At 66.6% G+C, this 24,064-nt stretch carries 19 protein-coding genes and 3 pseudogenes; 8 read left to right on the top strand and 14 right to left on the bottom strand.

What is annotated here, in order from left to right:
• Positions 1-1,025: 1,025 nt before the first annotated feature.
• The 4 genes from AB0I54_RS03855 to AB0I54_RS03840 form a co-directional block, all read right to left on the bottom strand.
• Complete coding sequence (locus AB0I54_RS03855) at positions 1,026-1,697, bottom strand: hypothetical protein (protein ID WP_363294241.1); 672 nt, start codon at positions 1,695-1,697, stop codon at positions 1,026-1,028.
• Positions 1,698-4,906: 3,209 nt separating this feature from the next.
• Complete coding sequence (locus tag AB0I54_RS03850; RefSeq protein WP_363294240.1) at positions 4,907-5,437, bottom strand: hypothetical protein; 531 nt, start codon at positions 5,435-5,437, stop codon at positions 4,907-4,909.
• A 353-nt stretch (positions 5,438-5,790) separates the two neighbouring features.
• Positions 5,791-6,117 (bottom strand): hypothetical protein, encoded by a 327-nt coding sequence (locus tag AB0I54_RS03845; protein WP_363294239.1) that lies wholly within the window; start codon positions 6,115-6,117, stop codon positions 5,791-5,793.
• Positions 6,118-6,121: 4 nt separating this feature from the next.
• On the bottom strand, positions 6,122-6,433 hold the full coding sequence (locus tag AB0I54_RS03840; protein WP_363294238.1) for a hypothetical protein: 312 nt from the start codon (positions 6,431-6,433) through the stop codon (positions 6,122-6,124).
• Between the two features lie 953 nt (positions 6,434-7,386).
• Here AB0I54_RS03840 and AB0I54_RS03835 point away from each other — a divergent pair.
• The gene (locus tag AB0I54_RS03835) at positions 7,387-8,634 is read left to right on the top strand and encodes a hypothetical protein (RefSeq protein ID WP_363294237.1); all 1,248 of its coding nucleotides are present in this window, start codon (positions 7,387-7,389) and stop codon (positions 8,632-8,634) included.
• Between the two features lie 22 nt (positions 8,635-8,656).
• On the opposite strand, the gene AB0I54_RS03830 is transcribed toward AB0I54_RS03835, so the two are convergent.
• Positions 8,657-9,586, bottom strand: a complete 930-nt coding sequence (locus AB0I54_RS03830; protein ID WP_363294236.1) for an aminoglycoside phosphotransferase family protein — start codon at positions 9,584-9,586, stop codon at positions 8,657-8,659.
• 531 nt (positions 9,587-10,117) lie between these two features.
• Here AB0I54_RS03830 and AB0I54_RS03825 point away from each other — a divergent pair.
• The gene (locus tag AB0I54_RS03825; RefSeq protein WP_363294235.1) at positions 10,118-10,573 is read left to right on the top strand and encodes a GNAT family N-acetyltransferase; all 456 of its coding nucleotides are present in this window, start codon (positions 10,118-10,120) and stop codon (positions 10,571-10,573) included.
• 112 nt (positions 10,574-10,685) lie between these two features.
• On the opposite strand, the gene AB0I54_RS03820 is transcribed toward AB0I54_RS03825, so the two are convergent.
• The 3 genes and pseudogenes from AB0I54_RS03820 to AB0I54_RS03810 form a co-directional block, all read right to left on the bottom strand.
• Entirely contained in the window at positions 10,686-11,069 is a 384-nt protein-coding gene (locus tag AB0I54_RS03820) for a DUF6083 domain-containing protein (protein ID WP_363294234.1), read from the bottom strand.
• A gap of 194 nt (positions 11,070-11,263) precedes the next feature.
• A pseudogene (locus AB0I54_RS03815) lies at positions 11,264-11,770 on the bottom strand (site-specific integrase); the annotation flags it as partial.
• Between the two features lie 31 nt (positions 11,771-11,801).
• Positions 11,802-12,914 (bottom strand): AAA domain-containing protein, encoded by a 1,113-nt coding sequence (locus AB0I54_RS03810; protein ID WP_363294233.1) that lies wholly within the window; start codon positions 12,912-12,914, stop codon positions 11,802-11,804.
• A gap of 20 nt (positions 12,915-12,934) precedes the next feature.
• On the opposite strand from AB0I54_RS03810, the gene AB0I54_RS03805 reads away from it, so the two are divergent.
• Positions 12,935-13,150, top strand: a complete 216-nt coding sequence (locus AB0I54_RS03805; RefSeq protein WP_363294232.1) for a hypothetical protein — start codon at positions 12,935-12,937, stop codon at positions 13,148-13,150.
• Between the two features lie 138 nt (positions 13,151-13,288).
• Here the strand turns inward: AB0I54_RS03805 and AB0I54_RS03800 are convergent.
• Positions 13,289-14,704 (bottom strand): annotated as a pseudogene (locus AB0I54_RS03800) (AAA domain-containing protein); the annotation flags it as partial.
• A 538-nt stretch (positions 14,705-15,242) separates the two neighbouring features.
• Between AB0I54_RS03800 and AB0I54_RS03795 the strand changes: the two are divergent.
• Positions 15,243-15,506 (top strand): CopG family transcriptional regulator, encoded by a 264-nt coding sequence (locus tag AB0I54_RS03795; RefSeq protein ID WP_363294231.1) that lies wholly within the window; start codon positions 15,243-15,245, stop codon positions 15,504-15,506.
• Positions 15,503-15,916, top strand: coding sequence for a PIN domain-containing protein (locus tag AB0I54_RS03790; RefSeq protein WP_363294230.1), 414 nt, complete (start codon positions 15,503-15,505; stop codon positions 15,914-15,916). Before AB0I54_RS03795 ends, AB0I54_RS03790 begins: the two co-directional genes overlap by 4 nt.
• 249 nt (positions 15,917-16,165) lie before the next feature.
• On the opposite strand, the gene AB0I54_RS03785 is transcribed toward AB0I54_RS03790, so the two are convergent.
• The 4 genes and pseudogenes from AB0I54_RS03785 to AB0I54_RS03770 form a co-directional block, all read right to left on the bottom strand.
• Positions 16,166-16,948, bottom strand: a complete 783-nt coding sequence (locus AB0I54_RS03785) for a hypothetical protein (RefSeq protein WP_363294228.1) — start codon at positions 16,946-16,948, stop codon at positions 16,166-16,168.
• Between the two features lie 300 nt (positions 16,949-17,248).
• Positions 17,249-17,497: pseudogene (locus AB0I54_RS03780) on the bottom strand (site-specific integrase); the annotation flags it as partial.
• Positions 17,498-18,051: 554 nt separating this feature from the next.
• Positions 18,052-19,248, bottom strand: coding sequence for an NAD(P)/FAD-dependent oxidoreductase (locus AB0I54_RS03775; RefSeq protein ID WP_363294227.1), 1,197 nt, complete (start codon positions 19,246-19,248; stop codon positions 18,052-18,054).
• A gap of 34 nt (positions 19,249-19,282) precedes the next feature.
• The gene (locus AB0I54_RS03770) at positions 19,283-19,774 is read right to left on the bottom strand and encodes a hypothetical protein (RefSeq protein WP_363294225.1); all 492 of its coding nucleotides are present in this window, start codon (positions 19,772-19,774) and stop codon (positions 19,283-19,285) included.
• 106 nt (positions 19,775-19,880) lie between these two features.
• On the opposite strand from AB0I54_RS03770, the gene AB0I54_RS03765 reads away from it, so the two are divergent.
• Entirely contained in the window at positions 19,881-20,540 is a 660-nt protein-coding gene (locus AB0I54_RS03765; RefSeq protein WP_363294224.1) for a PadR family transcriptional regulator, read from the top strand.
• Positions 20,541-20,807: 267 nt separating this feature from the next.
• Here AB0I54_RS03765 and AB0I54_RS03760 read toward each other — a convergent pair whose 3' ends face one another.
• The gene (locus tag AB0I54_RS03760; RefSeq protein WP_363294223.1) at positions 20,808-22,487 is read right to left on the bottom strand and encodes a hypothetical protein; all 1,680 of its coding nucleotides are present in this window, start codon (positions 22,485-22,487) and stop codon (positions 20,808-20,810) included.
• An 810-nt stretch (positions 22,488-23,297) separates the two neighbouring features.
• On the opposite strand from AB0I54_RS03760, the gene AB0I54_RS03755 reads away from it, so the two are divergent.
• Together AB0I54_RS03755 and AB0I54_RS03750 are read left to right on the top strand one after the other, a co-directional pair.
• The gene (locus tag AB0I54_RS03755; protein ID WP_363294222.1) at positions 23,298-23,630 is read left to right on the top strand and encodes a hypothetical protein; all 333 of its coding nucleotides are present in this window, start codon (positions 23,298-23,300) and stop codon (positions 23,628-23,630) included.
• A gap of 68 nt (positions 23,631-23,698) precedes the next feature.
• A complete protein-coding gene (locus AB0I54_RS03750) occupies positions 23,699-24,010 on the top strand; it encodes a pore-forming ESAT-6 family protein (RefSeq protein ID WP_363294221.1) in 312 nt (103 codons plus the stop codon).
• Positions 24,011-24,064 lie beyond the last annotated feature (54 nt).

Genomic DNA, 24,064 nt, shown 5'->3' with positions numbered 1-24,064 from the left:
GTGGACAGGTCGCTTGCGGCACGGCGTCTGCGCACTGCTGACCAGGATGAACGCGCCCAGACTAAACGGCCTCCGGAGCCGTGTGCGCGGGTTCAAACCTTGCTGGGGCATGCCGCGTGAGGGTGCCCGAAGGCCCCGTCGCTAGCAGGAATCGGTGAGGACGGGGTCTTCGTACCAGCGTGGTTGCAGTCGGTTCTAACTGGCCTTCCGCAGCGCCCAGTTAGGCCATACTCAGGATATGCCGGTGAGCACTCCCCTCTCCCTTCCGTTCCCTCCTCTCGCGCCTATCCCTGTACCGCCGCGCAGGGTGGTTCTGATCAAAAACCCTCGCACAGTCGCTCGTCGGCTAATGCGCAACGCTGGGGACGGTCCTTTGCCGGCTCTGGCGATGCGCGTACAGGACCGAGCTCGAGAGGAGGTTCGGGCGTTCCTCAGCGAAGACGGATTCCGTGAGCATCGCCTCTATGTCCTGGAGATCGCCGGCAGCCACCCTCACATCAAGATCGGTTATAGCTCCGATCCGTGGGTTCGACTGACCCAGCACATCGGGGAGATGAACCGCTGGTACCACACGTTGATCAGGGCCCATGTCTCTGAGCCACTGAGTGACAAGCACAGCGGAAGGCAGGCCGAGGACCGAGCACACAGCTTTATGCGAAGGCTCTACCCTGTGGCGGCTCCGAGTTCCCGTGAGACGTTCATGGGCACAGACTTCAACGCTGGCACGGCCTGCGTGGATGTCGCTGTCTCCTTGACGAAGTACCCCACCTGTGCCTGAGCCAGGGACCAGTGGGTCGGGAAGCGCCTCGCTAGCCCATACCCTCATCCAGCCCAACGAAGTCCTGCGCGACAGCCAGCCCAGCACCCAGGTAAGCAGGAAGGGATGCCGTGCCATTAGCGTGCCAGATACTGCGGGGACTCACAGGGAACAGCAGGGAAGCTGCTGCAGGCCCACATGGGCTGACGCGCTCGCACACCGCAGGTCAGTGCGGTAGTCGACGCCAGAGAACCCAAGCTTCCCAAGCTCAGGTCTCGCTTACGTGACCGTTCAGATGGAAGAGGAGCCATTCAAGCCAGTCCGGTGTGACACCAAGCTCCGAGGCCCAGACGTGCACGGCACTGACGTAAGTGGTGTATCGGGTGGGCCAATGGCGGGTGCCCGCCGCCTTCCAGCTCGACCACCCGAGGGCGTTCAGCGAACGAAAGACGCGGTCGTCGAGGATCAAGGCCCGTTCACAGGTGGCTTCACCATCGTCCACGGCCGCGAACCACTTGGTGAAGAAGGATCGTCCCACTCCACTAAGGACGAACTGCCGGTAGGCCCCGCTCAGGTCTCCGCTTCGGACGGCATGGCGCGTGGTCCGAAGGACTCTGGGCAGGCGCGGGTCGGACAGGGCCGCTTCGGTGTACCGCGGCCCGCGTCCGTTGGTGGTGCCTGAGCCCCAGACCATGACAGCTATGAACAGGTCACGCAGGCCATCGGGGTCATCACCAGCGAGGTCACGGAGACGGGCCAAGTCGCCCCGCTCGATGAGACGGTCACCGGCCGGCTTACCCGGGGATTCAACGCCGATATCGAGTACATGCGCTGCCCCGTGCGACGCCAACCGCGGGTGCCATGTTCCTGGACGGAAGCGCACAGGCTTCTGTACACATTCGCCGTAGCGGACAACGAGCCTCTGAAGCTGCTCCACCATGCTCCCCCTGGCCATGACGGCGGCATGCCGTGCGCCGTAGCGTATGGGAAGTCGACCATGAGCGCAGATGATTGGCCTCGTCCACCGCCTCCTGGAGCACCCACCGAACACTGAACGCTTGTATGCGCGACGGGCTGTACCTACTCGCGCGCGCACGGAGCTTTCACACCGTTGACTGTGCGCCCTACACAGTGCTTGCACGGCGCTGCACGCTGAGTGCCGGCCGAGTCTTCAAGCGGACTACCCGGGGGGAACGGTGGGCGAGTGGAAGCAGAGCAAGTGCGGCTGGCCGACGGCATCTGGAGGGCGTTGCCAGAACAAGACACTGAAAGGCACCTCACGCTGCTACCGACACCAAGGCGACTGGACGAAGCGCGGCCAGGCCGAGCTGAAGAAGAAGGTCAGCAAGCGTCGCAACAAGTAGGACGCGGTCGGGGATGAGTGTCTAACTGCGTGACAACGCCGACGGACAACGGCGAACGAGCGCGGACACGGACGGACCATCGACGCAGGTGAGGAGCACACCATCCCCAGGCGCAGCCCCTGCCGCTCCGCGCCTTGAACATTCCCAGTGTGAGCACGGGAGCCGCCTCCCAGAAGGCTTCGGCATCACGCGAGATGAGCTGAAACGGAGACAGCGAGCAGGACTCAGTGGCACGCTCGTGGTCTGGGCTTGAACGCGACGGGGGAAGACGTGGGGCGGCGTAAGAATGCGGTGGCTTTAGCGAGAACTAGCGAGCTTATTGCAGAGTTCACGAGAGCAATCGAAAAGCTGGGGGTGGCGCCCCCGCCCCTACGCGTATTCGTTGCGATTCGCCGATGGATTTGGGCGAGAGACAATACCGCCTCTCCACTGGTGTTCATGTCTGCCGTCTTTGCCGCCTTGATTGCTCTCGCTATTCGAATTGACCAGCACCCACCAAAAGTCCCGCCACCTCCTGAACGCCCACACAACTCCTGGCTTGACCAGTGGATTCTTGACGTATCCCAACATGCCGCAAATAATCCAATGCTCTTTGCTGCGATCATCTTCGCGCTCGTGCTCTGTTTTGGGCACATCTTTCGCCCGCGGCCATATAGCAAACAATCCATTGAAGAAGTTACCCGACCGAGCCCCGTACGCGCCATGACGCGAAAGTATAATGTAGCGTCACGGAATTCCTTGGTGGGGCACATCTTCGAGGCCACTCTATGGGCCGATAGACTTTACTCTCAAGGTTTTTCCTATCGGGCATATAATATCTATCGAATGCTTAGTGAAACGAAGATCGTCAAGCGACAGATCCACAGGCGGTATCTAGTCGCTGGGTTACTTCCGTTTTCGGGGCGGAGTCGCAGACTGAGGCGCCACGCGCGCCTGGTGGTGGCAGCGGTAGAAAATGCAGAAGCAAAGCTAGACGAGGCGCCTCTGGAAGCACTGACCTCGCTAGTGAATCTGCTTATGGAGATTGCAGCCCGACACACTCAAGGTCTGAATGGGGCTCTCCTCCCAGTCGAAGACCTGGAAGGCCTGGCGCCCGCCCCTGATTGGGAGCCGGTACGTATGGTGCTCGCCGCCTTGTTCATGGGCGGGGCTGCAGTGGCGGTCTCACTCTTCAAAATGCCTGACCCGGCAATTACAACCCTGCTAGGCGCTGCAGGAGTGCTAATTACTTCAATTCTTTACGGAAGGCGTGTCTTGGAAAAGGCGGGAGATATCGTGAATCTGATGCGAGGCTAGGAAATCCAACTTGGCTAATGTATTCGAACGCCGCTTCCCATCTTCCTGGTGAAGCTGCTCTGGGTAGCTGTCGCGGACCGAATGGAGCCTGTCGCATGGATCAAGTCGTGGACCAGCGGCGAGCCGGAGCCAGTGGACGCCCTTTGCCGCGTAGGCAGCGTTCGTGAGCGAAGTCCGCGAGCGGGAGCCAGAACCAGGATTCCGCCGCTGCGAGAGCCAGCAGAAGGCCGCTGAAGAGCAGCAGGAAGCCGATGACGTCCATCAGGTCAAGGCGCGCCTTGGAGCGCACCGACGAGTCGGACTCGCGCAGCCGCGAAGGACGCGAACCAGGTCTGGAACGCTGCGGGTCAATACACCTAGGCGATCCATGGGGGCACGCTAGCGGTCCCTCCGACACGGCTGCCAAGGGGTTTCCAGGCGAGGCGCCCATGCGCAAGCCGCGGGGCCCCCGTCTCATTTCCCGTCTTATTCAGGTCCGTTCACGGCAGTTCAGACAGGACCCAGAGCCGTCTTCGCAGCAGCGATCAGCCACCCATGAACCCAGGCGAACGAGCCCGAAGCCCGACCGTTGGTTAGGTCCCAAGTCGTACCCGGGCGACCCCCAACAGAGCCGGGGATGCAGCTGCTCTGCAGAGCTGGACACCTCGGAAGCCGACCGCGCGTCAGAGGCCCTAGCCATGCGCACTGACAGCGCGCCCCACGAGCTTTACCTTCGGCGTGTGCGGCTCGCACCACAAGCGCACCAGATCGTGCGGGGAACAGCGGGGAATCACGGGGAACGCAGACAGGCTCAACGGGGCCGCAGCATGGCCGTTGGATACAGGTCAGCGCACCAACCCGCTGCAGACGCCAGCAGCTTGCCAAGCTGATCGCCGTTGGCGTAGGGCTGGACAACTGGCACCCCCAAAGGGGCAAACTGGCCGCCCTGCTTCCCCTGGCCACGTCAGAATCGGTTCATGGGGCGTTGCGCTGGTGTGACACGGCAAGGGCAAGCATGCCGCAATTCTGCGGGCTGGAACGGCTTCTGCCACCTACACGGCGGTGGCGGGCGAAGTCGGGCGCCCAGGCTCGGCCGGCCTTCGGCACCCGCAGGTGTGACGCACGGTTTGGGGCCTCGGCGCCTGAGGCGGCGGAGAGGCTGGTGGTGGAGGCTGCGGTATCTCTTCGTGAGCTGGTTCGAAGTGCTGTGCAGCGCTATCGGTCGGCGCCGGCGACGTTAGAGAGACTGGGGTGGAGCTTCGGCGGCTGGGCCGTCCCTGGGCCGTCCGAGGCCGCTCGACAGTGGCCAATGACGACCAACGACGACCACCAGGCGCACGTGCCCACCGCCTCTGAGCAGCGAAAACGCAGGTCCCCGAGATCCCCGGCAAGACCCAGGGCAAGAAGAAATATCTGCGCGATCAAGGCCCCTGCCTGAGGTCCCCACGGGTAGGGGAGCACCCGGAGGGTTCGGGCAATCGCTGGGCGGTGTGGCGCGTCATCTGCGAGCTCACTCTGACCATGGGGGCGGTTGCGGTGGACTACGGTGAAGGCGCAGCTCAGCGTGTACGCGGATCTGTGGCCTTACTCGGGCTCGGTGCGCCAGATCTTCGAAGTAGATCATCGCCTTCGTCGTCAGCTCGCGCTCTCGATATATATAGGGCGCCAACACGTTCCACATGTTGATGATGTTCGGACCATAAGAACCAATGATCAACCGCTCATCCACTACGCCATGAGCGACGAGTTTTCCTACGTCGTCATAGAAAAGGCTCACGCGGCGGACGTGCCGAAGCGGTTCATCTGGCAAGCGCCTGTACCCGAACTCGGGCGAATGCTCTCGCGCCAGGTCCGACTTGATGTATTCGATGGCGCGGGAGAAGTCGGGCTGTCTCGTCTCACGAAACAGCTCCACCACCACAGGCAGCAAGTTCGAGTTGTTCGCGAGCTGCAGCTGTCGCGCAGACACGAAGGAGGACACCACGAGCGATAGGACTGATATGGCCAGTGCCAACACAGTCGACGCCACAGAGAGGCTCATGGACGGAGGCTATCCCCCGGTTAATCTCCATCAACATGCTTTGCTTGACCGGACTTGGGTCCCGCCGACCGAGACGCTCTGCCAGGGCCATGACGCTCTCGTCCGGATCGCTGGAGCGAAGATGTGTGCCAGATCGTGCCGGCAACCCCACATGTTGGTCTGCCGTTCGTCCGGGCTGCGGCGCTGGGGCGCCGGTCCCGGCCGAGCGGCAGACCGACGAACGGAGAGGCATGACGCGCAGCAGAAGGCCCCGCACATCGACCGCCGGGGGAGCGACGACGTGCGGGGGCGGACCGGCCGGTCGCGGGAGCCTGCTCAAACCGCAACCGGCCGGGGTCTCTGAGGCGAAGTGGTCAGGCAGCCGACGCGTTGGGGCGAGTGCTCGCCGCCTCTTGCGGCCTCCCGGCGGGCGTCGGCATCTCCGCTGCGAGGCCCGACACAATCAGCTCGGCCAGCATCAGGGCCGCTTCGGGCCGCACAATGCCGAGGCGTACCAGGCCGTCGCCCGAGACATTCACGTCGGCCGTGAGGCCGGGGAAGTCAGGCTCCAGGCCCAGGGCGGTCAGTTGTGCGGCCAAGGTGTCGGCGCCGCGGCGCGCCCGTGCCCAGCCGCGGACGTAGGGCACGCCAGGCATCAGGTTCTCGGCGCGCTTGTCGACGACTCCCCGTCGGTCGGTCATGGCGTTAGTCCTTTCCTGCATCGTGTTCGGCGGCACCGCCACCGGACTCTTCAAGGCGCTGCATTTCCGAGGCCAACGCCAGCCGCAGCAGTTCCGCCAGACGCTCCGCAGTGGCCGGCGACACCCGGCCGAGCTCGACGAAGCCATGCCCGAAGGCGTTCAAGTCGGCGCGCAGGTAAGGGAAGTCCTTCTCCAGACCGGCACGGACCAGAGCGTCCCGAAGGGCGGTGGTGGCATCCCGCGCGGCGTACCAGTCGTCGCTGACAAGGGGCGACCAGGTGGCAGTGTCTTCCCGCTGGGTGGCGTCATCCCGCATCGGTCGTGGTCCCCTCAAGAGCGGAGAACGTGACGGCCGCCGCGGACGGGTAACGCTCGCTGTACCGGTCCACGCGGGCGAGCAACTCGGTAGAGGCGATCAGCATGGTCGCCAGGGCCACCGGGCGGAGCGGGTTGGCAATGGGACGCCGAGTCGGAGCCCGAAGCCACTGGTAACGGTCGCCGGTCATGGGCATGGGGCCGGGGACGACGACCACCGAGCTTCGGCCGAGGTAGCGGTACGGGGGTGGGGTTCCTGCTTCCTGGGCGAGGTAGTGAACGAAGGTCCCTCACTGCGCGAACCGAGGAAGAATCCCACTCGGCGAGCCTTGTGATCGAGTACCACCGGGCCGAACGGAAGCCCCCGATGCAGAAGTTGATCGAAGGTCTCGATGCCGACCCGCTGGTCTACCGTCACCACGTCAAAGAAGCGGCCGGCCCCCAGCGCGTACGGTGCGCGTGGGTCGTCCGCCCACGTCTCCCGGCAACCGGCCGGATCGTCTGCCGCCGCGGAGAGCCATTCGACACCCCTGGTGGTCATCCTCTGCACGTCATCTCACCTCGGTCAGGCTCAGAATCGCGGCCGCTGCCGCTCTGCCTCCAGCCTCAAGGCCACCACCCTGGTCAGGGGAGATGACGAGAGGTGACGGGGGATGACGCGTCGCACGTGGACGTGTCATCCCCCGTCATGGGTCAATCGCTGCCGATCTGCGACTACTTGGAGCGCCCGGCGGAGAACGACGCGTACATTCGGTCGTAAGGTCAGGAAGCTGTGAGCCGCAGCCTTCACACCGGAGCAGGCGTGGGGAGGGAACGATCACGTCCTCGATGGAGCCCACCAGCATCCGCTTACGACAAACCCGTGCGGGCCGAGGCTGGAGTCAGCCGCGGTTGGTGCGCGAGTTACGCCAGGCTGCGGCCCGCCGTGGTCACCAACTCCCGTCGGACGCCAGCGTGAAGCGTCGTATCGCCAGTTGGGAGAACGGGCACAGCGCTCCGGACGACTTCTACGGTCCGTTGCTGTGCGAGGTGTACGGACTCAGTGCCGCCGAACTCGGGCTGATCCACGAAGGCGTGCGCGACACGGGGCTGCTGGACGCCAGCTATCCAGAAAGCCCCGAGGGCGCGATCGAAACAGTCGGCCAACTGTGGCGCGCCGATCTCAACCAGTACGAGCCCCTGTTACAGGCAGAGCCGTCCGAACCGGCATGGAACGAAGCTTCGCTCCGGTGGCTGGTCGCACCCAACCCAGGCGTTCCCCGGCAGCGTCAGGACGGAATGCGCGTCGGTCTCGGAGACGTAGCCGCTATCAAGACGACCGCGGACATGTTCTCCGAATTGGACGACCGTTTCGGTGGTGATCACGCGCGACACGCGGCCATCCAGTACCTCAGTACCGAAGTAATGCCGCTCCTGCGCGGTCAGTACACCGAACGGGTCGGCCGAACCTTGTTCTCCACCGTGGCCGAGGCAACGCTTCTGGCCGGTTGGATGTCCTACGACGCATGCCGCCACGGCTTGGCACAGCGGTACTTCCTTCAGGCTCTTCGGTTAGCGCAGGACGCCAATGACCGCCGACTCGCCGGAAGCATCCTGTCCGCCATGAGCCACCAGGCAACGTTCCTGGGCCGCTATACGCAGGCCGCGACGCTCGCTCGCGCGGCGCTCATGGGCATCTCCCCCGTGGCCACCCCGACCCTGCGCGCCCAGTTTCACGTCATGGAAGCCCGTGCCCTTGCCCGAACCGGCGACGTAGGGGCCTGCGAGGCCGCCCTGGGCGCGGCCACGAGAGCGCTGGAGAGCCGGAACAGCGACGACGAGCCCGAATGGATCAGCTATTTCGACGAAACCGAACTCGCCGCGGAGGCCGCCCACTGCTTCCGCGACGTCAACAGCGCACGGCAGGCCGTTGCCCACGCTGAGAACGCCATGAGCGGCAACCATGTGCGTAGCGACTTCTTCGCGACCATGGTTCTCGCCGACGCCCACCTACGCGCCGGCGACGTCGAGGAGGCGTGCCGCGTGGCCCTCGATGCGCTCGATCTTGGCGAACAGCTGAAGTCAGCTCGATGCGTCAGCTACCTCGCCGAGTTCCGGCAGGACCTCGCAGCCGTCGGCGACAGCGCAGTCGCGCGCGCTTTCACTGGGCAAGTCAGAGAACACAGGCTTTGGGTTGCCTCCGACGCTCGCGTCGCTGTCTGACGCCAGGACGTGAACTCTGCGCTCAGAACGGGCCCCACTCGTCTCGGCCCTGCCCTGTGCGAAGAGACCTCACTCGCCGAGCGAATTCGGCGGCAGACCGCTCACTCGTCGTGACCTGGTGGCCCAGCCAGGCAACCATCATCAGCTCACGTAGGTCAGCGAGCGTTTCGTAGCCCGGCCAGTTCATCAGGTCGAAGCCGTACCGGTGCACGAACTCGCCGTACTCCACCTTTGTGTGCCAGCCGTACCTTTCGTAGAAGATCGCCGTCTGGATCAGGTCCCACTCGCGTGGGGCGAGGGCGAAGCCGTCCAGGTCGATGAGCACAGCGTGCCCGTCCCGATGGCGGAGGATGTTCCCGATGCTGGCGTCACCGTGGATCAGGCCGAAGGGAAGGACGAAGTCCAGCCGGTCGTGGTCCTTGGCGAGTCTCGCCGCTCGTTCCTCCAGGAACGTCCGGTCCTCCCCCGGGATGCCGTCCAGCCCTTCGAGGGACGCCGCCAGCTTGGCCAGCGGATCGAAGTACGGGAGGCCCAGGGATTCAGGTTCTTCGAGCCAGTGCAAGCGGCGCAGAAGGTCGGCCAGCTCGCCAACCGTCGCGTACTCCTCGTTCTCCTGGACGCTCTCCCAGAAGGTGACCACCAGGCCGCCGACGAGGAGCGGCTGAGCCACCGAGGCCGGCGCGCGCATGGCAGGGAAGTCCTGCGACTCAAGCCAGCGGGCTACGCCCACGGCCCGTTCCATCTCTGTAAGAACCGCCGGATCACGCGCGATGCGGACGATGACGGGTAACGACGTGAGGCGGTAGACCGCGTTCGATCCGAGCCGCAGCAACTCGGCGCCGCGGTAGTCGAGTCCGGCCGTCGCGCATGCCTCCTGGAGGACGGGCGCCAGCCCCTCCGCCGTGAACTCCGCGCCGCTGCCGTCCTGTCCCCCGCCGCTGCCCGAGATCATGCTTCGACCATACGGGCCGGACCGACCGCCCGACAGGCCGCCCGCGTAATAGGGGCGTAATGATCTTGCTCCATGCCCACTCGGCTGAAACCTTCGCCGCAGGTCAGGGGCCCAATGCCCTCACGGTCTCACCTGGGCTCCGGAGCCGTGTGCGCAGGTTCGAATCCTGCCGGGGGCACCCTGTATGAGGTGCCCAAAGACCCCGCCACCAGCGAGAACGCTGAGGGCGGGGTCTTCGCGTATGTGCAGCCATATGCAGCGCTGAGCGGCCCTAGGACGGGGTCCGTGGACTCTTTTGACAGGATCTTGGAGCGTCTGCCCAGGTCAAAGCAGCTACCTCCGAGCGGACACAGCCCGGCGTGCCAGTCCCGCTCCAGAGCCACTGCGCCGAATACGCTGCGAAGACGTTCAACCTGACGTCCTTGACATTGCGTGCACGCAACGGACTCACGCACGGCGGCGGCTCTTCGCGTCGGCCCGGATGGCGCAGCAGCCGGATGCAGGAAGGGGTGTGGCATGAGGTCTCCAGGCGTGCACCTGCGGGAGATCACCGACGTCAACCGGGATGCCGTTCGTGCCCTCCGCGTCCGACGTGACCAGAAGCAGTTCGTCGCCTCCGTGTCCAAGTCACTCAAGGAGGCGGCAAAGAAACCAGAGGCCAATCCCTGGTACCGCGCCGTGTACCGCGGCGACGAGCCGGTCGGCTTCGTGATGCTGTCGTGGAAGCCGCCGGCTGGTCCTTACAAAGGGCGGCACTTCATCTGGCGCCTCCTCGTCGACAAGCGGCACCAGAGGCGAGGAATCGGCCGAGAGACGCTCACGCAGATCGCCGCCCTGGTTCGCGCGGACGGCGCCACCGAGTTGCTGACCAGCTACGATCCCGGCGACGGCGAACCGTGGCCCTTCTATCAAAAGTTCGGGTTCGAGCCTACGGGCGAGATCGACGACGGCGAGATCGTTCTGCGACTGACCTTCCCCGCTCGGTGAGCTCATACGGGTAGCGGCGGACGGTTTTGGCCTCCGTTGGTCAGATGACGAAGAAGCCGGTGCGCTCCTGGAAGTCGATGCCCCTCAGCATCATGTCTGCCTCAAGCGACCGTTACCCCGCATCCGGCCATTGCTCCGGAGGCTCTGGCGGCTCCGGGTCAGCCTGCCGCTCCACTCGCCGCCCGTTCTCCGCTCGCAGCGTCGTCAACCACGGCCAAAGATCCGGCTGTGGTTGCGCCGAGCAGGCCAGCCGGTGCTCGATACGGCACCGTTGAAACGGATCCGGCGGACACACCCCATAGACGGTTACCCGACCGTCGGAGAGCTCGATCCACCGATGCTCCGCTGGCACCGTATGGGCCAGCGGAGTCATGTCCGGCTCAAGCAACACCCAGTCCTGCTCCAGCGTCGCCACGCGATCCGCCGGCAGGCCGCAGTACAGGCAGCGCGACTGCCCACCTCCCAGCCTGCGCGGTCCCTCTTCTAAAACCCCCATACCGCGAGAGTCGGCAGCCCGCCGACGTATGCGTAGACCGCGAACTGGACGGGACGCCTGCGACAGTCGTCCATCCGTGAAATGGGACGCGACCCGGCAGGTGCGACTAGCAACCAACGGCCGAAAGCACACGGCCGAGACACGACGAAGCCACCGGCCAATGCGGGCTGGGGGCTAAAGACCCATGTGCGAGATCACTCGTATTCGCGCAACAACTCTTCGATCTTGCGGTTGGCAATCTCCTGGCGTCCATCGATGCATTTCGCATAGCGGCCCAACATGACCTCAACACTGTTGCCCGCCCGTTCGGCAACCTCGGTCGGGTCCACCCCGGAGTTAAGCCAGGTCGACAGGGCCGAGTGTCGGAGGTCGTACGGCCGAGCGGCGAGCGGAGAGGCGACCGCGGCCGGCGGGAGCGCCAGCACCCGAGCCTCCTGCCACACGCGGTAGTAGGTCGAGGAACCGACCACTCCCCCACGTTCGTTCGTGAACAGTCGCCCGTCCTCCGCACTACCGAACGTGTCGAGGTGCTGCCGAAGGATGGCAACAAGCTGGGGCGGGATGGGCACGAGCCGCACCTCTTCGGCCGGCCGGTTCTTCAGTCCGCGGTCATCGTGGGTCTCCCCCGAGTCGGTCCACTGCTTGCCGACCGAAGGACGAGTCCGGTGGAGCAGCGCCGACCCCCAGCCCTGTTCCGGGAGAACAAGCAGACCGACCGGGCCGAGACAGGGTTCAACGCCGACGCCCCGACCCGAAGCGCACTGGCGCTTCCCACGCCCGGGAGCCCTGCCGTGCCGGGCACGCCCGGTTGAAACACCTCCAGTACCAAGAGCCGTCGCCTCGACGCCGCAGGTCCACATCGTCTTCCTGGCACGAACTGCACCGCGGCGGTTTCGCGAAGTCCTCCGCGTGTTCGTGGGTCAGGATCTTGCGGGCGAAGTGGCCGCCCTTGATGGTCAGCATCACCTCGCGGGAACGGCTCTGCGAGAGGGAGTTGAGGCTGCCCAGCAGAACCGTGTGTTGGTCGATGATGACGATCTTCTGATGCATGACGTTGACGGAGACGACGGTAGGGACCACGGTCCGCAGCTGCTTGACCAGGTGGGTCTGTTTCTTCTGGCCCGTGTCGTAGGGGTCACGGACGAAGACTGTCACGCGCACTCCACGGCGTACCGCGCCCTCCAGCACCGGGAGGAGACTGAGCAGGCGTTTCGCGGTCCAGGGGGACCAGATCCACAGGGAGGTGCGAGCCTCGGCCAAGCGGTCGGCGAACGTCTCGTAGAAGGAGATCTCGTCGTGGACGTCAGTGACCTCCACGTGGCGCGAGAGTACGTCGGCGAGGCGGGTGCTGAATGGGCCGAGAGGGATGTCGGACTGTCCGCCGGGGGCGACGAGCTGGGTCGCCGGGACCCATTTGGCGCGCCGGTCGTGGATGAGTGCGGCGAGCTTGCCCATGGCCGTCTGTTCGCCCGCGGCGAGGATGCGGCTGCGGCTTCCGATGACGTACAACCTGGTCTGTACGCGAGTGACGGCGACGTTGAAGAGCCGTACGCCGTTGCGGGCCCAGGCTGTCGCCTCGGGGGCCCGAGTGGCCCGGGACATCCAAAGGCCGTCGCCGTAGTCGTCCTCCACCGTGTCGAAGACGACCACGGGGAACTCACGGCCCTGGAAGCGGTGTGCGGTTCCGACTTCGGCGAGTAGGCCGCCGGTTGCCTCGTTGTCCCGGAGTGCCTCCAGGGTGGCTTCCGCCTGTACCGGGTACGGCGTGACGACACCGGTGTCTTCGCCGTCCTCGCGGTGCAGGTCGACCAGAGCCCTGGCAGCAGGGCGCCGGCCGGCCACCATCCCTTGCGGCGGCCTGTGCGGTGGGTCTGGGCGAGGCTCTGGAGTCCGTCGGTGTCGATGATCACGATTTCGGCATCGCCGGGTGCGCGCCGCGCGGCACGCTGCTCGACACCGGGGCCTGGTTTCAGAACGCCGTCGTACGCGAGGGCGTTCGCGAGGCTCATGACGTCGTGGCCGAAGCGGTGCTGGACGTCCAGGACGACACAGCCGGTGTGATTGACGGCAGCCGCTGGTGACTCGATGCCGAAGTGTTCGTACACCTCGCGCAGGATCCAGCGGGCGACATCGGGCCGTTTCCTGGCGTCGAGTTTCGGCAGGACAGGGCCGAGCTGCATGCAGTCTCCGAGCAGAACGGCCGTCGTCCTGGCCTTGCCCACGGCGAGGAGGACTTCAGGCAGGGTCGCGGCTCCTGCCTCGTCGACCAGGACGACGTCGTACTCTCCCTCGAACACCGCCTTGGTGGTGCGGAAGCGGGCGAGCGTGGTGGCCACGACCTTCGCGCCGCGGATGATCTCGCCCTGGGCGTCACGGGCGAGTTTGTCGTACTCCTCTTGGAGTTCACGGTGGCGGCGTTCGAGGGCCAGGTGGTTCTCCTGGTCCGCGGCGACTTGGGGTTTCAGGGTTGCCGCGAGGACGTGGCGCCTGGGGTGCCCGAGGCGGTCGGCATCCGCGACACGTGCCTCGGCGGTCTGCGAGAGGCCGAGTTCTCGGACGACGGGAGCCCAGCGGGCGGCGAGAACCTTGTGGGTGCGGTAGGCCTGCTCCAGGTCGTTCGCCACCGTGCGAAGTGTCGTCTGCCGGAGCGTGATCTCCTGCTTGCTGAACGGGATCCGCGCGCGGACCTCCATGAGCCGCGCCGTTACAGATTCCTCTTGACCGGCGAGGACAGATCGTGCCGCTGAGGCTTTCCTCTTGGCTTCCTGGGCCTTCATGCGTGCCGTCTCCAGGTCGGCGCGCGCCGCTTCCCGGTCACGCTTGGTCCGGCGCCTTGAGAAACCCGTCAACTGTTCAAGGCCGTCCAGACGGTCCTGAGCCGACGCATACTCGCTGTCGGCGAGCAGGGCTTTCGCCTCCAGGTCGGAGACCGCCGTGCGCAGCTGGGTGAGGCGTTCCTGATACTCGTCGTGCGCCTTCCAGTCTGCCTGGGCCTGCTCCGTAGTCCTCAGCGCTTCGACCGCAGACTGGCGTTCGTTCTCCAGCCGTGCGACGGTCTCCGCCGCCGCCCGGGCATCACGCTGCGCCTGATCTCGCGCCCTCTCCAAAGTCTTGGAAGTACGGGCGGGGTCGTCGAGCCGGGTGCGGTCCGCCGCGTATTCCACTGCGTCGAAGTCCGTGAGGCTGCGCTCCAGATCCTCCAACTGACGTGCCCGCTCCCGGGCTTCGACCATCTGGGCAGCGACGACGCGACGTCGTTCATCGGTTTCGGCCAGCCGCTCGCGCACCATCAGGGTGAGACAGACACTCGCGTCCTCCGCGACCTCGCGCAAGTGGGGCGGTCCCACTCGGACGATCTCGCCGTCTGCGTGCCGACGCTCCTTCACCACACCCCACAGGGCGTTGTCCACGGCGATGTTGGTGGCCGAGACCAGCAGAACCCGCTTCCCCCGGGCGATCAGGTCGCCGATGGCCCGCTTGAGGACCGTGGTCTTGCCGGTGCCCGGCGGGCCCCACACCAGCCACAGTCCCTCGCCCGTGCAGGCACGGTAAGCGAGGTCCTGAGCCGGCAGGAGCACGTCCGACGGCGGTCCGGTCGGGGCCAGTCGACCGGTGCCCGCCTCGCCCCGGGCCATGAGGTGGGCAAGTGGAGCATCAGTGAGGGCGGCCAGGCCCTCACGCAGAGCCTTCACGAGGAATCCGGTGGGCTGCGGTTTCATCCACAGAACCGGGTCGGTGGGATCCGCGAACTCCGGCACCCGCACCCGAAGGGCGTTGCCGTCCTTGAACACGTCGAGGACGGAGTGGCCCGCGTCGACGCCGTTTTCGTCCGGCCCGGCCAGTCTCAGGCTGTCACCTTGGAGCTGGTCCGTCCCGATGTCGGAGCCGCGCACATCGACGACGTACTCCCCAGGTTTTCGACCCCGTACCGCTCGCCCGAGAGAACGCCACCGTGGCTCCCGCGCAGGTACGCCCTCATGGGCCACCCAGGCGTCCAGCGCCGAGACGACTTCTTCCTGCCAGCCCACGTTCCCCCGCTATCACCGTGCCGCCCGGATCTTGATCCCGTGGTACCAAGACAGCCAGACGATGACCACTGACAATCTCGCCAACGTGAAGCAGCAACTCGTGCGCCCCGCTCAATCCAGTAGCATTCGCGGTAGCATAAAGGGTATGAGCGAGCCCACCCAGAAGTACTCGATCACGATGCCCCGGGACATCGCTGACGCCGCCCGCGCCCGCAGCGGTCCCTCCGGCCTGTCCGCCTACGTCGCCGCCGCCGTCGCCCGGCAGATCGAGCGCGACAACCTCAACGAACTCATCCAGGTCGCAGAAGCGGAACACGGCCCCATCACCGATGACGAGGTGCAGGCACTTCGCGATCAACTGCACCAGGCACGCGCGCAGCAGACCAGTGACGGGAAGAACGCGGCGTGACACGCTCCTCCGCCACCCCGGGTGGCACGCTGGTACTCGACAGCGAAGGGCTGGCCAAGGCCGTGCTGCGCGATCGAACGGTCACCGCCTGGCTCGCCCTCGCCCGCGCCGACGACCTGCGCGTGATCACGTCCGCGGCCACCTTGGTGGAAGTGGTCCACCCACGCATCAATCGCCCCGCACTGGAATGGAGCCTCTCCCGCCTCGTCGTGGAGCCGGTCAGTGAGCCGATCGCCCGCCACGCCGCCGCCCTACTGGCCGATGCCGGCCTACACGGCCACAAATATGCGATCGACGCCATGCTGAGCGCGACCGCCCTCGCCGCCCCCGGGCCCGTCACCGTACTCACGTCCGACCCGGAAGACCTCACCGCACTTTGCGGGTCGCGCACGACGGTCATCAAGATCTGAGTCGCATATCGGAATGAACGCACTTTTCTAAATCACAGGACATGCGTGGGATGGCATCCCTGACGGGACCCCGTCACCAGCGGAAACGCTGAGCCGGGGTGTTCGCGTATGTGCCGGCGTATGTAGCTCGGAGCGGGCGTATGTCGGGGTCTGTGGACGAGGCGTGGACGGGATCTTGGAGCATCGTCGCAGGTGAGGCCCAGAAAATGGCGAGGCCCCTCACGAGCACGCCGACACTCACCAGGGCCGTCACGCTCCGCCCGCGGCTCGGAGCCGTAGACGGTGATGCATCAGCCCCGCCACGCACACCACGACCGGGACTCCGATAGCGGGCACGGTCCACCACGGGATGCCGATCCACACGGCCGGGAGCCCCACGCCGAAGCAGGCGCCAATGCTGGTGAAGAGCAGCCGCCTGCCGTACGGATCCCAGCTAAACGGCTCGTAACCGCGAGGCCTGACAAGGCGTACCGCGCCGAACACGAACGCCTGAGCCGCGACAAGCGCGGCGAGCATGCCGAGGGCGGCGTTCATCTGAAGCTCGTCACGGGGCGCCTCGGAGCTGTTCTGCCGGACCCCGTCCTTGCTGAGCACGACGATGTCGCGGCGCCAGACGGTGGCAGTGACCCGGTCACCCGGCTCCAGCCGCTCCAGGAGCGGTCCCGGGTCGCCGAAGGCCACGACTCCCCGCCAGGAGTCCTCATCCTTCAGGGTCGCCTTGTAGCTGGAACTCTTCCCAGCGCTCTTGATGACCGTCTTCACGACGGTGAAATGCCAGGTGCTCAGGCAGTCACTCTCCACCGGCACCGTCGCATGAGCGGGACAAGGCTCGGCTGCCTGGTAGTCCCGGTAGCGCTCCCTATCGGAGGGCAACCACGCAGCGAATGCGACGTAGCAGAGCACCGCCGATATCAGTGACAGCAGGATCAGCAGCACGCCCACGAACCGCACCCGACCCGGCGACCGCCGGTCGGCACCGCCCTTGCCCGGCAGTCTGCCCCCACTGTGAGCCTTCGCCCGTGCCGTTGGCATCTCCTACCCCCTCTGCCCCAGCGTCCATCAGCCAGAGACAGGAATACACCGAGGTCGTCCGGCAGTCTGTGAGAGGAGCCGGCTTCCGCATCCCGGCAAACCCAACACGAGGGGCGGACGCACAGAGTGAGGTTTGTTCTGATTGTCAGCATTTGATGGAGGTCGGATCACGAGAGAGGCCAGTCTCACCCCCGGCTGCTGAAGCCCCGACAGTGCCGACGACGTAAGGGGCCGTAACACCTCGGGGTGTTTCGGCCCTGTAGTCAGGTCGGCCCGCTGCCACGCTGGCGAAACTCGCTGTCACTCGTACTCGCGGAACAGGTCCTCGATACGTCGGTTGGCAACCTCCTGACGCCCGTCGAGACACTTCGCGTAGCGGGTCAGCAGGACCTCGACACTGTTGCCGGCCCGTTCGACCGCCTCCGTGGGATCAACGCCCGCGTTCAGCCATGTCGAGAGGGCCGAGTGCCGAAGGTCGTACGGACGGCACGCGAGCGGCGAGGCCGCTACGGCCGGCGGTAGCGCGAGGAGACGAGCTTCCTGCCACACACCAGAGGGCCCCCGCGTGCGCGTTCCAGAGGACGGCTGCTGCGTAGTCGTAGCACTTGTCTCGGTACTGCTGCATCGACAGGACACGGAGCCTGATGTCTGGGCGTTGACCAGCCGGCAGGAAATCCATCCGGATGATTTCGATCGCACTGGTGAACTCCTCAGTCGGCTCGCGGCCAGGGCCCGCGAGCGGCACCGAGACTCCGACGGCAGCGTTGGCCCAGGATGGATCCGGTTTCACGAAGAGCGTCGGCCCGAGCCACTGGTTGTACCTGACAGCACAGTCGTCTGGCCGTCGTAGATCCGCGTCCACGCCGTACGCCGGTGTGATGGGGGTGGCGATAGAGATACTGATCGTGGACTGGTCGCGTGCAGAGGCAGCAGCGTCCGGCGATCCGGAAGATCTGCTGAGCGATGCCTGGACGACCGGCACCTGCCGGCGCTGCTCGACCTGAAGGAGCCCTCCGAACTCGGCATGGGCCCGCACGGGCTGTGCGTCGGTGCAACCGGCTCGTGCAAGAGCGAACTGCTGCATGTCGGATGTCGCCTGCGCATCAGGCCGGCACCACGGGCGCGTCCCAGTCGATCCGGTACCGGTGCGTCCAGCCGAACATCTTCTCCGGCTTCAGGAACGTCCGCGTCGCCAGCGGCATCAGCAGGGCCGTGATCCTCGTCGCGACCGGGCCCATCGACTTCTGGCTGTTGGTCCTCGCGGCCTGGGCCGCGACCTTTTCCACCCGGTCCCGCCTCAGCTGCTCGTACGTCGCGAAGGCCGCGCGCACGTCGGGGATGTCCCGCAGACACCGCGCCAGTTGCACCGCGCTCTCCATCGCGAGGGACGCGCCCTGTCCCGAACTGGAGGACGGCGCGTGGGCCGCGTCGCCGACCAGGACCATCCGTCCCCGGTACCACTTCGGCACCGAAGGCAACGTCTCCAACCCTCCGAACGTGAGCAGTTCGTCGTCGCCCGTGCCCCGGAGCAGGTCGCGGCCGGGCACGTCCCCGGCGAACTTCTCCCGCAGGATCCGCATCCATGCGGCCGGCGGTGTCGCACGGGCCTGCTCCGCGCTGAGCGGCTCGTCGTACGGCAGGTTGGCGAACCAGGCGGTGCCCGATCCGGGCACTGGCCAGTAGCCGAGGAACGCGTGCTCGCCGAAAGCGAAGTACATGGTGTCCGGCCGCGCCTGACGGACCTCCGCCGTCGAGTACGCGCCGAAGCCGAGCAGGCCGGCGTACCGGGGGCCGGGCGCTGCCGGGTCGATCAGCTGCCGGACCGTCGACCGGATGCCGTCGGCCCCGATCAGGACGTCCGCGGTCACCTGGGTCCCGTCGGTGAACTCGGCGGTGACGCCCGCCGGGGTTTCCTCGACCCCGGTCAGCCGCTTGCCGTACACGGTCCGTACGCCCGCCGCGGCGGCCCGCTCGCGCACCGTCCGGTACAGGTCGGCACGCCACATCACCTGGCTGGGCGGCAGGCCCGTCAGCCCGCCGAACTCGCCCATCCGTCGGCCCTGCCCGTCGGTCATGGCCATACGGTGAATCGGCTGCCCCGCCAAGCCCTGGTCCACACCGACGACTTCCAGGGCGCTGAGCCCGTTGGGGGCGACCATCAGCATGCCGCCGATGCCGTCCGCGGTGTTCTCGTAGGCCTCGTAGACGGTCGCCTCGATGCCCGCCCTGAGCAGTGCGAGGGCCGTTACCGGGCCGGCTATGCCGCCTCCGATGACGGCCGCCGTCTTGATCGCGCTCATGGGTCTGTCCCTTTCCCGTACCTGGGCCGGATGTTCAGTGGCCGTGCGAACGCGTCGGGTCGTCGACGGTCGGGTGACCGCCGGTCCGGTGGGCAAGCCGTAGGTCCTGGAGGTAGGCGCGGGAGCACATGGCGCTGAGGACCGCGATGCCGCCGCGGTGCACGCGAACCTCGCTGTCGGTTGCGACTCCGGTCAGACGGATCCGCCGGGCGCCGGCGAGGGCCGGTTCCTCCGCGGTCCGGCCCTGCGCGTCCTTGACCTTGCCGCGGGCCCTCCAGCGCAGGTCCCAGTGCTCGACGACGGCGTCGTCCGGCACCAGCAGCTTGATCGTGGCGCGCTCGAGTTCCACGCGCAGCTCGATGTCGTCGGGCAGGTCCGGCGAGCGCAGGTCGAGCACGGCCAGCCCCCGGCGGGTGCGCACCTGGATGTCTCCGGCGCGGGTCCAGTTGCCCAGCCGCTTGACCACGGCGTGGTCGGCGTGAATGCGCTCGGTGGCGACGGTCGCCTCAGTGCGGGTGGTGGTCATCTCCGTGGTCTCCGTCCGTTCGTGGTCCCTGCTCCACTGTCGGGTCGATAGTTGCAGTGCAACTAGTTCTGAGTCAACTAGTTTCGCCGTAGGTAGTATGCGAGGCATGAGCACCCCCTCCCGCAGCTCCCCGCTGGCCCTGACCGTGCTGGCCCTGCTGCATTTCCAGCCACTGCACCCGTACGGAATCCAGAGACTGATCAAGCAGTGGGGGAAGGACCAGGTCGTCAACGTCGGCCAGCGCGCGAGTCTCTACCGGACGATCGACCGGCTGCTCACGACGGGCCTGGTCACGGTCCGGGAGACCGGCCGCGACCAGCAGTACCCCGAGCGGACGGTGTACGAGCTGACCGACGCGGGACGCTCGACCATGCGCGTCTGGCTCAACGAGATGCTGGGTGCGCCGAAGCAGGAGTTCCCGCAGTTCCCCGCCGCGCTGTCCTTCGTCCTCATGCTCGCCCCGGAGGAGGCCCTCGACGTACTGGAACAGCGCGCCGAGGCTCTCGCGCAGACCCTTGACGCGCACGACAAGTCCTTGGCGGAGGAGTCGGATGTCCACGGCCTGCCGCGGGTGACCATGCTCGAAGGGGAGTATCTGCGCGCCATGACCGCCGCAGAACTGGACTGGATCCGCGGCGTCACCGGCGATCTGCGCAGCGGTCGGCTCAGCTGGAGCCTCGAGGAGCTGAGCGGTTTCGCCCAGAGCACCGGGCAGCAGGCCCTGACCGGCCGAACGTCCTCAAAGCCGGACCACGACCTGCAGTGACCACAAGCCGTGCAGCACGGCGGCCCCAAGTCGTGGACCTGGGATTCTGCGTCTTCCGGAAGATTTCCCAGAAGACTCCTCCTCACGTCCGCCAGGTCGGCGGACGTCGCCGAAGCCGCCGTCTGCGAGGGCAGGGGGCCAGGTACGAACACGCGTCACCGGCGGAATGCCCTCGGCCCGCCGGGCCTCCGGCCGCGCGCCGGGCACAAGTCGCCACCGACCGGCAAGAGAGCTCTGGTCCAGGAGTCCCCGAGATGCCGTCGCGCCTCACAGGGCGTGTTCGTCCATGAGGCGCATCAGGTTCCGCCTGCGTCTCTGGGCCGCGCGCAGGGCCGTGACATACGCGGTGAACTCGTCCGGCGTGCCCAGGCGGCGGTGGCAGTCCCGGATGCTCAGCAGGAGGCCGACGAGCTTCTCGTAGACCGCGTTGCCGGTCTGCTTGAGCAGCGGCTCGGCCAGGTGCAGGTAGACGCCGAGCGCGTCGGCGGGACGGTCGGCACATGCCTGGTCGGCGAGGATGAGCCACTGCCCGTCATGGGCTCCGGTCTGGGTGGCGGCCTGCCACGCGGCCTCGACGTCCTCGTCGTCGAGCAGGGCGTCGATCAGGACCGGGCCGCCGTACCAGCCTTGTCGCTGCCGCCCCGCGTCGGCGCGCAGCAGGTCCAGCGCCCTCTCGCGCTCCGTCGGCCAGCAGTCGGCGGCCTGCGCGGCGGCCCTCAACTGCTGGTAGGCGAGCAGGGAGTGCCGGGCACCGAAGTGGTCGCGGCGCACGGCGACGGCATCCGACAGACGGTACGCCCGCGCGTAGCGGTCGCAGACGTAGTCGACGAGGGCGGTGTCGACGGCGGCGAGGTCCCGGGTTTCCCGGATGCCGCGTTCCGCCCAGCCCAGTGCCTCCTCGGAGCGCTGGGCGTTGTCCAGCTCGCGGGCGATGACCAGGTGCGTGTGGCCGTTCGGCGCGAGGTCGGCCGCGTGCACGGCGATCACCGTGTCGACATCGCCTCCGGCCTTGGCCAGACGCTCCATCAGGTACTTCTCCGCCCAGCCTCGACGGTTGCCCCGCCACGCCTCGACCGCCGACTTCCGCAGGACGGCCATTCCCTCTTGGCCGAGGACGTCCTCATAGTCGAGCGGATCGATGTCGGTCAGGCCGCCGTCGTCGATGTCACCGAGCGCATGGCCGACCAGCCAGCGCGCGAGCTCCTCGGGGTCGGGGCGCACCGCACGGCACGCATCGAGGTGGGCGTCGGCGAGGTCTGCGCCGATCTGCCCGAGTCGGCCGTCCGAGTCGTCGACGCTCTCCACCGCCTCGGCCAGCAGCCGCATCGCCTCCCGCGCCAGGGTGATCGCATCTGCGGCCCGGCCCGAGCCGGTCAGGGCGCCGATCGCGGACACCGCCTGCCCGGCCTGGTCGGCGTAGGCGCGGGCATCGGTGTACTCGACGTACCCGTACTGCGCGAAAGGGCCGATGTCGAGGAGTTCGCGAACGAGGGTCCGGATCCCGACCAGATCCCCACGGGCGCCGGCCGCCCGCAGTTCCAAGCGGCGACGCAGTTGCGGGTCCCCGGCGATCTGGTCCTTCAGGAGAGCAAGCAGTTCCTCCTTGGAGAGACCTGACAGCCACGCAGACAGCTCCTGGGCGCGGTCACGCGCCGCTTTCCGCTGCTGCGGCAGGCTATCCCGCTGGGCGAGCACCCTCAGGCCCAGGGCGACCAGGTGCTTGCAGAAATTGCCCTCCAGACCATATGGGCAGTCGCATGTGCCGGCCAGCCCTCCGGGCCCGTCCAGGGTCAGCTCAACCTCGTACCGTTCCGTGCCGTGAACGGTGGCGGTGATCCAGCCGTCACCGACCTCGACTCCGGACACCGCATCCAGGTATCCGAGCGCACGCTCGAAAGAACGGGCACCGGCCAGCGCCCCGAGGTTGGCCTCCGTGAGACTGTCCATGGTTCCCGCCTGCCCCAGGGTTGGCACTTGACAGGCCATGAGCCTAGGGCTGCCAGGAGGTGCGGGCCCAAAAGTCCTGTAATTCGACCTCGAATCCAACGCGGACCCATCTCGCGGGTTCATCATCGAGGCACACCGGGCACGGTCCCCAGTGTTCGTCGCCGCCACGGGCGCCGGTGACCTGCGTCCGCATCGTCTGGCACGGCCTGCCCAGCCCTGCCCCTGCTTCTGTCCCAGTTTGAGCTGATCGAGCATCGAGTCCAGAAGAGCCGCTGGTTCGCGGTCCGGCGAGCGTGACTCTGTTCTCCCGTCCATGTACCCCGCGAGGAACTCGAACCCGCGGTTACGTGCCGACGCCCTACCGGTTCAGCTGCGCCACGGTTTGAACGACCAACTGGCAGCCAACGACCAGCGGTGCCGCCCGCCCCCATGCTCCGAGTGCCCCGCCCAGCGCTCGAACCTGCGGCCAACCGGCGAGCTGCCTCAGAGGTGGCAGCACACTGAGACCGTAGAACCTGCTGGTGGAGTAGCTCCGCAGGGCCGTCAAGCAGAGCAGACCGAAGCCGGTGCAAGGCTTCACTGACTTCCTGTCTGGGCCTTCAAAGCGGCTTGAGTCGACTCCTGACTACCTGATCCCCGGCAAGTCCCTCGCCCCATGAACCAGATCACGCCAATCCAGCCGCTTTCGCGTTGCGTCTGCAACGCAGCATGCGAGAGGATGTTCGATGCGCTGCGGGCTCTGTGAGACTCACCGTGACACAGGGGCGATTGAGCAGTCGCAGCACACAACACGCTTACGGGGGTGGGTTGATGAAGTTCGACATGGGCTCTACGACCTTGTCGGAGCTCGGCAAGAGCACCGTCGGCTCGGTCGAGGACCTGGGCACGCTGATCAAGTGGCTGATCCAGGCTGCGGAGCCGTTGGAAGGGAAGTTCAACGGAGCAGGTAAGGCCGCGTTCGACACGTTCAAGGCGCATGCCGACGAGATCACGAACGACCTGAACAGCTCGCTCAACGCGATTCTGGGCGGCCAGTCCGGCATGGACACCGCGTTCGGCAGCGGTGATGTGGAGTTGGGGGACAACGCGCACCACAACATGGGTGCGGCGAACTTCGACGCGGCCCGTTTCGGCGCGCGGTAGCAGCCGCATCCGCCGAAACCGCTGTCTTCACCGGCACCGTTTTTCTGTTTTCGAGGGGGAACTCGACCATGGGCCAGAACCAGGACCGCCGCTCCTACGACACCGGCGCCTCCGCCGATGTGCAGCTGAGCCTGGCGGCCGTCATCGGCCAGTTGGAAAGCGTCCTGACCGACCGCGACCGCGCGGTGAAGGCCGCGATGGCCGACTTCACGGCGGACGGCGTGGCCGACGAGTACCACGGCAAGGAGGTCCGCTGGCACCGCGCCGCGAGCGAGGTCCGGGAGATCATCCGCCTGGTCCGCACGACGCTGGAGCAGAACGACGGGACCGCGCAGTCGACGCTGGCCAAGGCGCGGGCGGCTGTCGACAACATCGGCTGAGACCAAGGCCGTTCAGACGGCTGCCGAGTAACAAGCGGTATCTCACGGGGGGTT

The organism is Streptomyces sp. NPDC050625 (assembly GCF_040654755.1).
Taxonomy (GTDB): domain Bacteria; phylum Actinomycetota; class Actinomycetes; order Streptomycetales; family Streptomycetaceae; genus Streptomyces.
This window is presented reverse-complemented; position numbering and strand designations above follow the sequence as displayed.

Excerpts from the sequence above, each read along its gene's own strand:
- AB0I54_RS03755 (WP_363294222.1), top strand. The coding sequence starts at position 23,298 with ATGAAGTTCGACATGGGCTCTACGACCTTGTCGGAGCTCGGCAAGAGC.
- AB0I54_RS03760 (WP_363294223.1), bottom strand. The coding sequence starts at position 22,487 with ATGGACAGTCTCACGGAGGCCAACCTCGGGGCGCTGGCCGGTGCCCGT.
- AB0I54_RS03840 (WP_363294238.1), bottom strand. The coding sequence starts at position 6,433 with ATGCGGGATGACGCCACCCAGCGGGAAGACACTGCCACCTGGTCGCCC.
- AB0I54_RS03765 (WP_363294224.1), top strand. The coding sequence starts at position 19,881 with ATGAGCACCCCCTCCCGCAGCTCCCCGCTGGCCCTGACCGTGCTGGCC.
- AB0I54_RS03855 (WP_363294241.1), bottom strand. The coding sequence starts at position 1,697 with ATGGTGGAGCAGCTTCAGAGGCTCGTTGTCCGCTACGGCGAATGTGTA.
- AB0I54_RS03830 (WP_363294236.1), bottom strand. The coding sequence starts at position 9,586 with ATGATCTCGGGCAGCGGCGGGGGACAGGACGGCAGCGGCGCGGAGTTC.
- AB0I54_RS03845 (WP_363294239.1), bottom strand. The coding sequence starts at position 6,117 with ATGACCGACCGACGGGGAGTCGTCGACAAGCGCGCCGAGAACCTGATG.
- AB0I54_RS03820 (WP_363294234.1), bottom strand. The coding sequence starts at position 11,069 with ATGGGGGTTTTAGAAGAGGGACCGCGCAGGCTGGGAGGTGGGCAGTCG.
- AB0I54_RS03775 (WP_363294227.1), bottom strand. The coding sequence starts at position 19,248 with ATGAGCGCGATCAAGACGGCGGCCGTCATCGGAGGCGGCATAGCCGGC.
- AB0I54_RS03770 (WP_363294225.1), bottom strand. The coding sequence starts at position 19,774 with ATGACCACCACCCGCACTGAGGCGACCGTCGCCACCGAGCGCATTCAC.
- AB0I54_RS03810 (WP_363294233.1), bottom strand. The coding sequence starts at position 12,914 with ATGGTGGCCGGCCGGCGCCCTGCTGCCAGGGCTCTGGTCGACCTGCAC.
- AB0I54_RS03785 (WP_363294228.1), bottom strand. The coding sequence starts at position 16,948 with ATGCCAACGGCACGGGCGAAGGCTCACAGTGGGGGCAGACTGCCGGGC.
- AB0I54_RS03795 (WP_363294231.1), top strand. The coding sequence starts at position 15,243 with ATGAGCGAGCCCACCCAGAAGTACTCGATCACGATGCCCCGGGACATC.
- AB0I54_RS03850 (WP_363294240.1), bottom strand. The coding sequence starts at position 5,437 with ATGAGCCTCTCTGTGGCGTCGACTGTGTTGGCACTGGCCATATCAGTC.
- AB0I54_RS03750 (WP_363294221.1), top strand. The coding sequence starts at position 23,699 with ATGGGCCAGAACCAGGACCGCCGCTCCTACGACACCGGCGCCTCCGCC.